The following is a 14,171-nucleotide window of genomic DNA, read 5'->3' as shown; positions in this document are numbered from 1 at the left end:
GCGGGTAACCGACCGGGGAACTCGAGTAAAGGCCACCGTGGGACGCGCAGCCGGGCGGCGATACGCTTCCATTCAGTTTCGGGCCGCGGGCCTGTCCCCAGTTAATAGGTGGTTTTAGCCGTGCATAAAAAAATTGCGGCGATGTGTTCGGCTGCGGGTCTCGCCGCAGCTGCCCTGATTGCCCTCGCCGCTCCTGCTTCGGCACTGTCGCCGGGCGTAGCCTTTTCCGCCGTTGCGCTTCCCACTTGGCAGACCAACGGCATCGCCTGGGCCATGGCGGAAGCCAACGGCGTCATGTACGTCGGCGGCACCTTCACGCAGGTCCGTCCGCCCGGAACCACCGCAGGCAGCAGCCAATCGCAGGCAGCGGTGAACTTTGCCGCCTTTGACGCCTACACCGGCTCCCCCACCTCCTGCGCCCTGTCCTTCACCGGCGGAACCGGCGCCACCGTGCGTGCCATGGATGTTTCTCCTGACGGCAGCAAGCTGTACGTGGGCGGCAACTTCACCTCGGTGAACGGTGTCACCGCCAACCGCCTGGCCGCCATCAACCTTCCCGGCTGCACGGTGGACACCACCTTCCGCCCCGGCACGGTCAGCAGCACGGTCCGCGCCATCGCCGCCACCGCCGACGCGGTCTACTTCGGCGGTGACTTCAACACTGTCAACGGCACGTCCCGCAGCCGGTTCGCCGCCGTGAACACCGCCGGAACCCTCCTGCCCTGGGCACCGGCGGCCGACGGTGTAGGCCGGGCACTGGACGTGCCGGACGGCCGCAGCGAGGTCCTGCTGGCAGGCGACTTCAGCACGGTCAACGGCACCGAATCACGGGCCATGGCCGTGGTGGACAAAAGTTCCGGCGCCACGATGCGCGCCTACCCCGCCGCCGATTACATCCCCACCTCGGCCGTGGTCAAGGACATCACCAGCGACGGCACCAGCTTCTACGTGGCCGGCGAAGGCATGGGTGGGCGGTCCTTCGACGGCCGGGCCCGGCTGTCCCTGAGCGGCAATTACGAACAGATCTGGAAAGACAGCTGCCAAGGAGCCACCCAGGCGGTGCTGCCATACAAGGATGTGCTCTACTCCGGCCACCACGTGCACGATTGCTCCGGAATGAACGGCTTTGCCGACGGCACCCGCAAGCACCTCTCCGCACAAGACATCGACAATCCCTATCCGTTCCTCGGCTGGAGCCCGGACACCAATGACGGCACCGGCGAGGGTCTGGGCCCGCGCGCCCTGGCCGTCACCGACAAGGGCACCGGCGACGTGCTGTGGGTTGCCGGCGAGTTCACCACCACCAACGGCACTGCGCAGCAGGGGCTGACCCGCTTCGGTCCCGGCCCCGCCTCGGCAGCCCCCGGGACACCGGCAAACGTGAGCGCCGTGAGCCTGGCCGCGGGCCAGAACCAGATCCGCTGGACGCAGGGCGTGGACAATGACGACTCGGGTCTGACCTACAGTGTGTACCGCAACGGCAGCTCCACCGCCCTGGGCACCGTCTCCGGGAACTCCACCTGGTTCGACACCCCCCAGCTCTCCTTCACTGACCGCACAGCATCCCCGGGCACCGCGTACAGCTACCGGGTGCAGGCAAGCGACGGAACCAACACCAGCGCGCTTTCCGGCCAGGTCCACCTCACTACGGCCACCACCACGCAGGCCTATCCGAAGGCCGTCCTCGACGACGGCGCCAGCACCTACTGGCGCCTGGATGACAGCAGGGCCACCGCTCCGGCAGACAGCTCACCGGGCAACAACCGGGGCGTGGCCTTCGGCGGCCCCCTGCTCGCCGGCGCCCCCGGTGCAGTGCAGGGAAGCACCGCGGGCCTGTTTGACGGCGTTGACGACCAGGTTTCCGGACAGCAGCGCTATCCGGCGCCCACCACCTTCAGTGCCGAGGTCTGGTTCAAGACCGACACCGTGAAGGGCGGCCAGATTATGGGCTTCGCTTCCGGCCAGCCCGACCGCAAAGGCACCCGAAACAGCACGGGCACCGTGGACCGCCATTTGTACATGACGACAACGGGCGCCCTCGTCTACGCCGTCCTTGATGACGCCAATGAGCGGGTTGCCGTGACCACCGCCGGGACCTTCAACAACAATGCCTGGCATCACGCCGTCGTAACCCAAACACCGGCAGGGGCCACCCTGTACGTGGACGGCAAGGCTGTGGGGTCCAGCCGGACGGCTGCGGCGCAAACCTATATCGGCTCGTGGCGGGTAGGCGGAGACAGTCTCCCAGCTGTCGCGGCGAACCCGACGATTCCCGGTTTTCCGGCCCGGACCGTCCCCAACTATTTTGCCGGCGCCATAGACGAGTTCTCCGCGTACCCCACGGCCCTCAGCGCCGGACAGGTGGAGCAGCACTTCACGGCCGGCGGCGGAATTCCCGCGCCGGTACCCGTGCCGGACACAGCGGCTCCGGACAAGGTCACCGGTGCGGCGGCTGCTGTCAGCGGGGCAACAACCACGTTGAGCTGGAACGCCTCCGCGGACAACGTTGCCGTGACCGGCTACCGCGTGTACCGGTCCGCTGCTGAAGGCTTCACGCCGTCGGACGCCACCTTGCTGACCACCACCGCTGCTTCCGTCCTCTCCCACAGCGACGCCGATCTGGCGGCGGGCACCTATTACTACCGGGTGGTGGCGATCGATGCTGCAGGCAACGCCGGCACCGCCTCGGACCAGGTGACCGCAACCGTGGCCGGCGCGCCGCCGGCCGAGCCGGTGACGTTGTCCCTGACACCGGATGCTGACACCTACGTAAACCAGGGCGCTCCCAACAGCACTCACGGAAGCGCCGTCTCCATGGCCTCCCGCGGAAGCCTGGCCTACACCTCCTACCTGCGGTTCACCCCGGGCACCGAGGTGCCGGCCGGCATGCGCCTGCTCTCGGCCACTCTGCGCCTGTACACCACCTCGGAGTCCTACGGCGGGTCGGCGGACCAGCACACCGTTCAGGGAGTGACCGGCAGCTGGGCGGAAGCCGGAACCACCTACAACACCCGGCCCGCCCTGGGTTCCGGGGCGCTGGGCACCCTCTCCCCGGTTGCGGCGAACAGTCCGTACACCGTTGACCTGGATCCCGCCGCCGTGTCCGCCATGCTGTCCCAGTCCGTTGACCTGGGCATCACCAGTGTGGGCTCGGACAACGCGTGGTTCTACACCAAAGAAGCCTCCTCCACCCGCCGCCCGGTGCTGACCCTCGTCTTCGGTCCCTAGGCCGGGGCGGGCTGCACCGGCAACACAGCAAAGTTGCACCGCCAACCGTGAATCGCCTGAAGGAGGGGCGCAGTCAATCTCTGAATGTTCCAACGCACAGAAAGCACACGTCATGAAATCTGGTCTCAAAAGAGCGACCCTGGGAATACTGTTGTTGCCGCTGCTGGGTGCGGCAACAAGCTGCAGCTCCCCGGATGCTTCTTCCCCAGCGGCCCCGGACGCCGCGTCACAGTCATCATCCGCCGCAAAACCGTCAACACCGTCCTCCTCGTCATCCGCAGCGGACGGGAACACCGGCTCCGCTTCGGCCCCCTCCGCTGCCGCGCCTGGCCCGGAAGAAAGCCTGCCGGCAGATCCCGGGGCCGTGGTTCAGTCACCGCAGCCCGCCCCGGAACCCACCTTCGACGCCCCCCAGGAACAGTTCCTGGCAGGCAAGGTTCCCGAGGGCACCGATCCCAACGCCGTACTGCAGGTGGGGCAGGAACGCTGTGACCAGCTGACCAGCGCCAACGCCGTGGATGCAGACTCCGTGATCAGTGAACTGATCATGAACCCTGCCCCGGACACCGCCGATGCCATTGCGGCACTGTGCCCCGAGCTCCTGCCTGCTCTCGAGGCGGCCGGCCGGGGCTTCCCGGATGGTGTGTTTTCGGTTGGCGCAGCGGCTCCGCACAGCGACGAGCCCTCAGTGGAACCGGGAACCTACCGGGCTTACGGCGCACCTGCGGACTGCACCATATCGGTGTACGCCGGCGGTGGTGAGCTGATCGGCTCCTACGACGGTTCAGCTCCGGTGGTTATCGACGCGGTGGCGGCCCGAGTGGAATCGGACCAGTGCTACTCGTGGTTCAGGGCATGACGTCCACGCCCGCAAATTCAGTTTTGTACTTCATTTCATTGCACATTCATCTGCCTATCCAAGGGAAGGGGTAACCAATGGATATGCGCGAGCAAATACTCATCCTTCGCCGTAATTGGATGCTCATAGTCTCATTTGCACTCATCGGCGTCATCACCGCGGGCGTTGTGTCCGTTCTGATGCAAAAAACCTATACCGCAACCAGCAGCCTGTTTGTTTCCACGCAGAATGTGGAAACTTCGGCAGAACTCCAGCAGGGCAGCGTTTTTGCCCTCGCCCGGGTGCAGTCCTATGTGGATCTGGTGAGCAAACCGCAGGTCCTGGACCCTGTCATTGAGGCCCTGGACCTGGACATGTCCGCCCAGGAACTCGCCACCAAGGTCAAGGCTTCGACCTCCCGGAACACCGTCATCATTGATATCGAAGCGGTCGATTCCTCGCCCGAGCGGGCGGCTGAGATTGCCAACGGAGTGGTGGCCAACCTTATTTCTTCGGTAGCGGATTTGGAGCGGCCCACTAACGGGCTGCCGTCCCCGGTCCGGCTCAGTTCCGTGGACACGGCGCAGCCCCCCGCGGTACCGTCCAGCCCGCAAACCTCGCTGAACCTGATGCTGGGCCTGCTGTACGGGCTGGCACTTGGTTTGGTCGTGGCCATCCTGCGCCATGTGCTGGACCGGCACGTGCGCAGCGAAGCTGATGTCCGCAAGTCCACGGCGCTGCCGCTGCTGGGCGGGATCGCCGAATCCCAGGGACAGCGGAACACGTCCCGGCCTGTCGTTCTGGGCGGCTCGGGAACGGATGCCTTCCGCCAGCTGCGGACCAATCTTGAGTTTGCCGCCGTCAGCCAGCAGATGAAGTCCCTGGTGGTGACTTCATCGCAGGCCGGCGAAGGCAAGAGCACTGTCGCCCTGAACCTGGCCCTGAGCATTGCGCAGAGCGGGCAGAAGGTGATTCTCGTGGATGCGGACCTGCGGCTTCCCACGGTGGCCTCCGCCACCGGACTTGAGGGCAACGTGGGGTTGACCACCGTCCTGATCGGCCGGTCCACCCTGGCGGATGCCACACAGCACTGGGGATCCGGCAGACTGTCCGTCCTGACTTCCGGGCCGCTGCCGCCCAATCCCACAGAACTGCTCGGCTCACAGGCCATGCAGGATTTGATCACGGCGCTGGAAGGCGAGTACGACACCATCATTTTGGATGCTCCTCCCGTCCTTCCGGTCGCCGACGCCACCATCCTGACGCGCAACACTGACGGCATCCTGTTGGTGGTGGGCGCCACCCGCGTCAGTCAGCACAACCTCTCCAAGGCCGTGGAACAACTGAGCCTGGTAAACGCCAACGTGGTGGGTGTGGTCCTCAACCGCATCCCCCGCACCGGGCCGGACGCCAACTCGGCATATCTGGCGGATTACGGCGTCACTCCCCTGCCCGTCCCGGCGGACATGGACGCCGGGCCGGCATCCCCGGTGGCAGAGGCGGAAGCGGCCATCATCCGGGACAGCGAGGGCACTCGCTGGAACAAGGGACAGCCGATTCGCAGCGGGGCCCACTACAACTAGGACATCGGTTTACGCGAAAACCCTTCGGGAGATGTGCAGCATGACGCACATTCCCCGAAGGGTTTTTCGTGTGCTCAATCCACCGATGCCAGCGCGGCGTCCGCCCTCCGCCCGGAGCGGATGCGGCCCGCCCGGACGGCGAGGAGCCCGCAGACAGCAGCCACAGCCACCGCTGCGGCAAATCCCCAGGCCGAAGCCACCGCAGAACCGGTGAGTGCCAGCCCCAGGGGCAGGGCCAGCGTCAGGGCAGCAAGAATACCGCGCATCAGGGTCGAAAGCCGGTTGGCCTGGGCGGCCCGGAAATACGCCAGCAGAACGGTGTACGGAACCATCGCCAGATACTGCAGGGCATAGGGCCAGCGCAGTTCGGCGGCGTTCCGCCAGGTGTCTCCGAGGACAAACTCACCGGCTGAGGCCGGCAGGAGCAGCACGGCTGTCCCCCAGCTCAGAGACAGCGCCAGCACAATGCCCAGCGTCTCCAACAGCCGCTTTCGGAAGGCTGCAGTCCCGCGGGTGCGGACGAGCTCCGGGATGACGGCGGTCTTGATGGCACTGAACACGGTGTTCAGCGGTGAAAAGAGCAGCTGGGCGGCCCGAAGTGCTCCGACTCCGGCCGCCCCCAGCGGAAACACCAACAGATACAGCACCGCAAAGGTGGAGGCATTCAAGGTGAGAAACTCCGCCAGATAGCGGAAGGCGAAGTCCCGGTTCAGCCATAGCCAGCGTGCCCCCGGAACGACGCCGGGAACGGTCCGTGCCAAGACCAGTCCAAGGAAGAGGGCAACAGCTGCGCCGGCGCCCCACCAGATCAGGACGAGCATTAAATCCCCGCCCGCCCGGGCGGTCAGTATCATCGCGGTGATGGAACCAATCGCCCAGATACTGTCAATCAGCAGGGCCCTGGCCGGGCGTGCCTGGCAAATGAACAGGTAACGGATACTGTCCTGCAGCAGCACAAAAGGTGAAACAGCTGCCATGACCAGCCACAGACCGGCGTCCTCCGGCCCTGCGAGCAGTGCCGCACCCAGCAACAGCAGGGCCGCGGGCACGGCAACCAGGACCGTGGCCCCCAAGCCGGCACCGGCAGTCCGGCGGGTCAGCTCCCCCGTACGCGAGTAGCGAACCAGGAGCGTTTCACCCACCAGCGCCCGCTGCCCGCCCAGGAACAGCAGCAGTCCCGCGTACGCCAGGGAGAATTGGCCGAAGTCATGGGCGGTTGCCACGTTTGCGGCAACCGCCACGGCCACAAAGTTGGAGATGCTCGAGACGCCCTGGTCAGTGAAGGTAACGAGCCGGCGGAAACCGCTCACCTAGCCCAGCGCCAGGAGTTCGGAACGCCACTTGGGCAGGAAGGCCAGACACATCAGTACATGGGCCACAGCCAGGACGGCGTAGGCGGTCAAAAACAGGCCGGGCCAGGGCAGCAGCAGGAACGACAAACAGGTCACCCCGTAGTCCACGGGCAGGGTTACAACGGACCGCCGCAGCATGCGGCGGTTATTGGCCCGATCAGCCGCCTCGGAATCCCCGGACGCCGTCGTCGTTGGTGTTGGTGTTGGTGTGCCGGACGGATCTGGACGGACATTGCGGCGCAGCTGGTCCACCAGCGCTCCGCCGAAGAAGATGGTGGAGCTGGCCAGCAGGAAAATTCCACAGCCCGCCGCGAGGAGTACCGGGTCATAGTCCGTGGTCCGGGAAAGGTAACAGAAGACCGCTACGTGCATCACCGTTATGCGCCCGTTGTCGAGGGCATGGTCCAGCCATTCTCCGAACGCTGAGCTGGAGCCCTGAAGACGGGAAAGCTGCCCGTCGGCTGAATCCAGTACGTAGCCCAGGGCCAGCAGGAGACCCACAAGCGCGGACACCAGGTTTGGCTGGGCAGCGAAAGCCAGCCACAGCAGCGCTCCGTAGGTGAAGACCGCCCCCGTCATCGTGACGTGGTTTGGCGTCAGTCGGGTGTTGCGCAGTGCTGCGGCCACGGCGCGTCCTGCAGGCCTGTTCACGTACAACAGGTACAGGGGAACCCCCTTGCGGGTCTTCTGTGCTTGTTTGAGCTGGTTGAAAGACTCCTGGAAGGTAGCCTGGGAGGACGGCTGAGGCAGGGTCCGACTCATCGTTCCAGCCTTTCTTGACGGTTGGTGACAGCGGTGAGGATAAGGATGGACAGCACTAGGATCATCAGCCGTCCCATGGACTGCAGCAGCGATCCCCGCAGGATGATAAACAGGTAGCCGGCGAAGATGGAGATCCCCAGATACCCTACGGAGCCCTTGCTCAGGATTTCTGCCCGGAACCCCGCGTCCAGCCTGCGGGCCAGCAGGCCCAGAGCCGCAAAGACGAGGATGAGGCCCAGCAGCCCGAAGTTAATCCATGCCTCGGCCCAGAGCGGGGCTGACAGGTTGAGGTTAGTGCTGTTCATCCACATCCCCACTTCAACTCCGGTGTCCAGCGGTTTCTCCGGCCAGGCGACGCGAGGCACCCAGAACAGCAGCGGGCCCAGAGCCTGCATACCCCAGGAAAGGCCGTGATCCATCGTGTAACCCAGGGTGTTGGACAGCATGGTGAACTGGTCATAATCCTTGGTGGCGATGGTGACCCAAATGGAATCTGACCGCACAGGCACGCCGGCACCGGCAGCACGGCGGGTGATGTCGGAGAGCGGGAAGATGACCACGGACGCGATCACTCCACCGGCTACGGCGGCGTTGAACAAAGCCTTTCGGCCGCGGATCAGCGGCAGCAGTACCCCGAAGACGACCGCCAGCGTCCAGTAGCGCGAATTGGAAACCGGGTTGTTGACGATCACGTTCATGATCACCAGGGCGGCGATCAGGAATCCGTCAACGGCCGCCAGCTTTCGGTCTCGGGTGCGCCAGACGTGAATATAGAAAATCAGTGCCGTGAGACAGGCAACCGATCCTGCGGCAGAGACAATGGCGCGCAGTGCCTGTCCGCTGTCCGGGCTGATTGCGTCCAGCGCCTCGCTGGTTTCCTGGCGGCTGAGGAAGAACACGGCCGGCCCGCCCACCTGGACGATATACACCAACGCCGCCACCACTGCACCAACCGAAAAAATACGCAGCACGTCCAAGCTGCGGAGCGTCCTGAACCGCAGCCGCGGACGGATGAGGCCCCGACGCCGCAGCCGCACGTGATAGGCAAGGTCAAAGCACACGCAGCCGACCAGCGTGAGCAGGCTTGCCATGGTCAGCAGGTCCTCCGTCACTTGAATCGCCAAGGCTGTGGACCGGCCGGTAGCGAGCTGGGCCAGCGGAGCCAGACCCATGCCGGTGTAGACAAAGATCCAGAACACGCCCGCCACCGGGCGGATGTCCGTCTGCCACAGCAAAGTGGCCAGCTTGATTGCGGCATACAGCGCCACGGCATATCGGATGAGGAAATTGGTGTCGGTGTAAAAGACGGAGCCTGCACCGCGGATCTGCAGCGGCAGGACCAGGGCGAAGACTAGGAGGGCAACCAGCGCGACGGCGGTGCGGGGACCGGACCGCCGCGAATCTGCGGCTTTCTCAGCACCTGCAGGGCCGGGCCCGCCGGGGGTGATCCTGTGCGGCACGAGTTCAGCGTTCACGGGATGCCTCCAGATAGTGCGCGGTAAGGTTTTCGGCAAGCCGCTCCGTGGACCAGAGCTCTTGGTGCAGCCGGCGCGCATTCGCACCCAAATCTGCCCGGCGCTGGGGATCCGCCGCCAGCTTGAGCATGGCTTCACACAGGGCGCCGGCGGTTGGCTCCGTCAGCACTGCGGCATCCGCTGCACCAAGGGCTCCGGCCAGTCCGCACTCTTCTGTGACGATCAGCGGAGTTCCCGCCGCCGCGGCCTCCAGGACGGACATGGGGTAAGGCTCATTGCGTGCCGGCAGGACGTATGCCGTGCAGTCTGCCATGGCCGCCTGCACCTGCCGGGGGGTCAACTCCCCGGGCAGGTGGAACCGGCCGGAGTGCGCAGAGGCTGCTATTAGATCCCGAACTCGGCTGCCCTCCCCCTGATCGGGACCGGCGAGGACAAACCGGGCGTCCAGCCCGGCGTCGAGCGCAGCAAGGGCTGCCTCAACAAAGACGGCGGGCTGCTTCCGGGCGGAGAGCCGGGCGGCAAACAGAAACACCTGCTGCTCCGGATCAGACCAGGCAAGAGCGGAATCTGCGCTGGCGTTGACCACCCGGCGCATGCGGGCACGGTCCACCCCCAGCTCCCGGAGGCCGCGTTCCTCGTCTTCGGTGAGGGTCAGCCAGAGCCTGGGTATGCGCACCAGCCATCGGGTGATCACGGCGTCGAACAGGCGCACGGACAACGCGGCGGATGGAACCAGCATGCCGTGGGACTGTGCCACCACGGGGGTTTTGGCCCGCCGAAGCATGGCCGTGGAGACGGTGGTGATGAAATCGCGGGAAAGATGAATCTGTACCACGTCCGCGGAAGCGGCGCGCATGGCCACGTAGCGCGGCAGGCTCAGGCTTACCAAGCCGCGGAGCTTGGCTCCGGGAAGCGGCCGCCGCACGCGGAACAGGCGGGCCTGTTCCTGCGCCTCGCTGTCCGCGCATCCGGCCGCTGTGTCAGGGTCTGAGGACACAGCACCGGGAGCACCGGAAGGCAGCGCGCCCAGCCATCCGCCCAGGAGTTCCACCGCCGCACCGCTGCGCCGCAGCGCGGCGCTCTGCATGCCCGCCACGGCCCAGACACCGCCGGCGGCCGCGCCGGGACCGGCCAAACCACCCACTTGGAGGACCTTCAAGCTGCCCGGCTGCCCGGTGTCGCGGGGGCGCGGCACTGAGACCGGTTTCGGAGCCCTAGCCACGGTCTTCGCCCGCTGCCCCGCTGATCTGCACCCGTTGCAGTTCCCTGCTCTTCAGGCCGATCTGCCAGTAGTACGCAGACAGCGCCAGCGCGTAGTCAAAGCCCGCCCTCCCGTCCAGGAACCCTCTGCGCAGCACATAGCTGTAGAGGAAGAACACCAGCGGTTTCAGCGGGACGGCATCGAAGCGCCTGCCCTGACTGCTCTTGGACTCCCGGACGCTGCCGCGGGTTTCCGGATGCGTCCGGATGTACGCCTCCCAATCGGAGTAGCGGTTATGGCGGTCGAACCAGGTCCGCACCGGGTCCATGTCATTGTGAACCAAGAGTGCCGATGTTCGTCCCACGGGACCGGACGGTTCAGGCTGGTAATGTGCCTCCACCTCGCCCATGCCGGGCAGATGGAGCAGGTCGATGTTGCGGAAGGCGTTGCGCCCGCGGCGCAGGAACGAGCGCTTGACCACCCGGTGCCCGTACCTGAGGCCGGTTCCGGCGAAGTGATAGGCCACTGGAAGGTCGAAGGCCACCCGTTCCTCTGCGGAATCCTCCGCAATGCTCCTGAGTTCCCGAACCAACTCCGGAGTGGGAAACTCATCGGCGTCAAGCATGAGCAGCCACTCGTTGCGGGTCTGCACCTGTTCAAGCTGCCATTGCTTCTTCTGCGGGAACTTGCCGTTCCAGGTGAAGTTGATGACCGTGGCACCGGCTTCCCTTGCGAGTTCCGCTGTGCGGTCTGTGCTATTGGAATCAACAACAATTACCTCGTCAAATTCCGTCAAAGCAGCCAGACAGCTGGTAATTCCTTTTTCCTCGTTCTTTGTTTGAATCAACACGGAAACAGGTATTTTGTTCACGTACTTTCCCCCCTGAAGCAGGTAATCTTATTGTTTTGGCAGAGCATTCAATTTGAGACCGCTCGGTTATCCTTTGTTAATGCCCACACATCGCCGCGAAGTTCGCCGCACCTCCCGTTCCCGCCGCAGGTGGCCCACAGTACTGGGTTTTCTTGCCCTGCTTGCCGCAGCCGGCCTGCTCACGGTCTACGCGCTCTCCCAGTCCGCTGAAGCGAACGGATCTCAACGGCCGACCGACACGAACTCGACGGGCGCCACCCTCACCGCAAAGGTTCCGCAGATCGACATCGTGGGAGACTCCTACGTTGCCGGTTCGGCCCAAGGCGGCAAAGGGGCGACCAACTGGACCAAGCTGATTGGCAGCCGTTTCAACGCCCGCGGACAGCAGGTGGACATGAATGTCATGGCCCTCCCGGGCTCGGGCTATCTGGCCCGTGGTTCCACGGATCTGGTCTTCCGTGAAACGGCAACCCTCCGCCTGCGCCCCACGGCTGACGTGGTGGTGGTCTTCGGCAGCCGCAACGACGGTCGGCAGACTGAGGCGGCCATGTACCAGGCTGCCAAGTCGCTGTACTCCGACATCCATAACATCGCCCCGCAGGCTCAGGTAGTGGTGATTGGACCGGTATGGGTGGATGCAGATGTTCCGGATTTCATCGCGGCTAACAACGTGATCATGGCCCGGGCCGCGGAGGAAGAAAACGTGCAGTACATCGACGCCCTTGAGGAAGGCTGGTTTGCCGGACCGGAAGAAGGATTGATCGGCGCTGACGGCATCCATCCGACCGACGCCGGGCACGCGTACCTTGCCGCCAAGCTGCTTCCCATGCTGGATGAGAAGATCAAGGGCCTCACCCCAGCGGGGTAGGCCGGGGCACGGCACCGGATTCATCCCTGCGGCCCGGACCCGTCAGCGCCGGTGCCACCCGTTTCTTCAGTGAACCGCTCCCCCAGCTCCCCGGGCTGCACCGGGTTTCCATACACGCGGTTAGGTTCGATGGTGCCCTTAACAACGGTCATCGGCTGCACCACGGCAGACTCTCCGATCTGCGATCCTCCCAGCACCATGCACCGGGAGGTGAGCCATGCCCCGTCGCCAATCCGGATGGGACTGGTAATCAGGCCCATGTCCGTCCGCACCCGGTGGCTGCCCGTTGTCAGGAAGGTTTCCTGCGAGATCACGACGTCCGCTCCCACATAGACATGGTCCTGGTTGTGGAACCAGACGCCCTCGCCTATCCAGGTGCGCTCACCGATGTGCAGCTTCCACGGCGACTTCACCCGGGTCCGCGGCCGAAAGATGACGCCCTCGGCGATCTCAGCACCGAAGGCACGGAGCACGGACACCCGCAGCCGCGAACTGATCTGCCACGGGTTGGTGACGAACAGGAGTTCGCAGGCTGACCACAGATACACCACGGCGCGCGGCCTGCCCCACGCTTCCCCGGCACCCGGGGCGCGTGACAAGTCGATCACCGGAGGACGACGCCGGCGGGTTGGCTGCGGAACGTCCCCCGGTGAATTGCCGATCTGCTGCTTCCCCGTTCGCGGCGCCGTACTCCGATCGTGCTGCAGCATTAGGAAGCCTTTCCCGGGAAAACGCGGAAGCCGGCAGCGGCGTGCGCCGGCCGTACCCTGGACAGCGCCGAAGGTCCGGGAACCACTTTGCGGAGAACGGTTTCGAAGCGGTCCGCAATGGGTCCGATGCCGAAACGGCTTTCCGCCAGCTTCCGTCCCTGCATTCCCGCAGCCCGTGCGGCTGCAGGGTCGGCATGAAGACGGCGAAGCCAGCCCACCGCTGCCGCTACTCCGAAGTCCGTGGGCGGGCCAACAAACCCTGCAGCAGCCAAGATGTCAGCTGCCGCCGGGTTGTCCTCAGGCATTAGCCCCAGCACCGGACGACCGGCGGCCAGGGAGGAGAGCACCTTGCTGGGGATGGAGAATCGGGAGGCTTCCGGTTCCAAAATGGTCACGAGAACATCAGCCGATCCCAGCATGTCCGGCAGGTCTGCCGCAGCCTGGAACGGCAGCAGAGTGACGGGAAGCTCCGGTTCCCGGGCAAGGTCCTCCCTCAGCATGTCAATGCCCTCGCCCTCGGACGCCACAATGAGCCGTGCCGGCAAGCCTGCTGCAAGCGCTTCCCGCAGGAGCGCGGCCAAGAGCAGCGGATTGTGCTTCCGGCCCAGGGTGCCCGCGTACAGGAGGCGCAGCTCCTCACCGGCCGGCAGGTGCAGGCCTGCCCACTCGTTGTCCCGGGCCCGGGGCGTGATTTCGTCGATGGGAGCCCAGTTGGGAATCACCGTGACGTGATCAGTGGTTAGCCCCCACTCCCGGTAGGCCTGACGGAACTCCTCCCCAATTGCCACGACCTGTCTGGCCCCGATAACGACGCCGGCCTCAATCCTGCGCACGGCGGCACGCCCGACCAGCGCAGCCGGTGCGGGGAGCCTGCGGCCAAGCTCCTCGGAGATGGCGTTGCTGAACAGATCCTGGTGCCAGAGCAGCCAGGGCTGCTTTCGGCGGGCAGCTGCGCGCTTGAAAGCGGCCAAAGCGAAGAGCGGCACGTTGCAGGCGACCACACAATCCGGGGCCGTCTGTTCAGTGTGTTCCAGCCAGGTTGCCGCATAAGCCCGTTCAAAACGGATGCGGCCCGCCGCACTGTACTTTTGGAACGGCCGTCTTGTCGTGAGAGGTGAAAAACCCAGCTGTTCTGGATCCGCCGCCGTACGTTCCAGCAGGCCTTTCCCGCTGCCGTACTGGGTGGAGTACACGTGGTCTACGTTGTGTCCGCGCGCAGCCAGCTCCCGGGAGAGCTCCGCCTGGAACGGATGACCGGAGAAGTCATGAACCTGGATCCGCAT

The 14,171-nt window shown here is 65.2% G+C and carries 11 protein-coding genes; 4 read left to right on the top strand and 7 right to left on the bottom strand.

Annotated features, from left to right (window positions below; all coding sequences use genetic code 11):
• Nucleotides 1-120: 120 nt before the first annotated feature.
• From CXQ89_RS14255 to CXQ89_RS14245, 3 genes are all read left to right on the top strand, one after another.
• Nucleotides 121-3,228: a DNRLRE domain-containing protein gene (locus CXQ89_RS14255; RefSeq protein ID WP_146067268.1), complete on the top strand. Its 3,108-nt coding sequence runs from the start codon at nucleotides 121-123 to the stop codon at nucleotides 3,226-3,228.
• A gap of 364 nt (nucleotides 3,229-3,592) precedes the next feature.
• The gene (locus CXQ89_RS14250) at nucleotides 3,593-4,087 is read left to right on the top strand and encodes a hypothetical protein (RefSeq protein ID WP_104161716.1); all 495 of its coding nucleotides are present in this window, start codon (nucleotides 3,593-3,595) and stop codon (nucleotides 4,085-4,087) included.
• Nucleotides 4,088-4,170: 83 nt separating this feature from the next.
• A complete protein-coding gene (locus tag CXQ89_RS14245; protein ID WP_181032359.1) occupies nucleotides 4,171-5,649 on the top strand; it encodes a polysaccharide biosynthesis tyrosine autokinase in 1,479 nt (492 codons plus the stop codon).
• Nucleotides 5,650-5,723: 74 nt separating this feature from the next.
• Here CXQ89_RS14245 and CXQ89_RS14240 read toward each other — a convergent pair whose 3' ends face one another.
• The 5 genes from CXQ89_RS14240 to CXQ89_RS14220 all read right to left on the bottom strand — a co-directional run bounded on the left by CXQ89_RS14240 (nucleotide 5,724) and on the right by CXQ89_RS14220 (nucleotide 11,289).
• Nucleotides 5,724-6,959, bottom strand: coding sequence for a hypothetical protein (locus CXQ89_RS14240; RefSeq protein WP_104161715.1), 1,236 nt, complete (start codon nucleotides 6,957-6,959; stop codon nucleotides 5,724-5,726).
• The gene (locus CXQ89_RS14235) at nucleotides 6,960-7,763 is read right to left on the bottom strand and encodes a CDP-alcohol phosphatidyltransferase family protein (RefSeq protein ID WP_104161714.1); all 804 of its coding nucleotides are present in this window, start codon (nucleotides 7,761-7,763) and stop codon (nucleotides 6,960-6,962) included. It lies immediately after the preceding gene.
• Nucleotides 7,760-9,238, bottom strand: a complete 1,479-nt coding sequence (locus tag CXQ89_RS14230; RefSeq protein WP_104161713.1) for an O-antigen polymerase — start codon at nucleotides 9,236-9,238, stop codon at nucleotides 7,760-7,762. The genes CXQ89_RS14235 and CXQ89_RS14230 overlap by 4 nt, the downstream gene beginning before the upstream one ends.
• The gene (locus CXQ89_RS14225) at nucleotides 9,228-10,382 is read right to left on the bottom strand and encodes a glycosyltransferase (protein WP_104161712.1); all 1,155 of its coding nucleotides are present in this window, start codon (nucleotides 10,380-10,382) and stop codon (nucleotides 9,228-9,230) included. Before CXQ89_RS14225 ends, CXQ89_RS14230 begins: the two co-directional genes overlap by 11 nt.
• A 70-nt stretch (nucleotides 10,383-10,452) precedes the next feature.
• Nucleotides 10,453-11,289 (bottom strand): glycosyltransferase family 2 protein, encoded by an 837-nt coding sequence (locus tag CXQ89_RS14220; protein ID WP_258060106.1) that lies wholly within the window; start codon nucleotides 11,287-11,289, stop codon nucleotides 10,453-10,455.
• A 100-nt stretch (nucleotides 11,290-11,389) separates the two neighbouring features.
• On the opposite strand from CXQ89_RS14220, the gene CXQ89_RS14215 reads away from it, so the two are divergent.
• Nucleotides 11,390-12,178, top strand: coding sequence for an SGNH/GDSL hydrolase family protein (locus CXQ89_RS14215; protein WP_104055226.1), 789 nt, complete (start codon nucleotides 11,390-11,392; stop codon nucleotides 12,176-12,178).
• 20 nt (nucleotides 12,179-12,198) lie between these two features.
• On the opposite strand, the gene CXQ89_RS14210 is transcribed toward CXQ89_RS14215, so the two are convergent.
• Together CXQ89_RS14210 and CXQ89_RS14205 are read right to left on the bottom strand one after the other, a co-directional pair.
• On the bottom strand, nucleotides 12,199-12,888 hold the full coding sequence (locus CXQ89_RS14210; protein WP_237686988.1) for an acetyltransferase: 690 nt from the start codon (nucleotides 12,886-12,888) through the stop codon (nucleotides 12,199-12,201).
• Complete coding sequence (locus CXQ89_RS14205) at nucleotides 12,888-14,171, bottom strand: glycosyltransferase (RefSeq protein ID WP_104161711.1); 1,284 nt, start codon at nucleotides 14,169-14,171, stop codon at nucleotides 12,888-12,890. Before CXQ89_RS14205 ends, CXQ89_RS14210 begins: the two co-directional genes overlap by 1 nt.

Source organism: Arthrobacter sp. ZGTC212 (assembly GCF_002929255.1).
In the GTDB taxonomy this organism is placed as follows: domain Bacteria; phylum Actinomycetota; class Actinomycetes; order Actinomycetales; family Micrococcaceae; genus Arthrobacter_B; species Arthrobacter_B sunyaminii.
The sequence above is the reverse complement of the archived record's forward strand: the minus strand, read 5'-3'. Positions and strand labels throughout refer to the sequence as shown.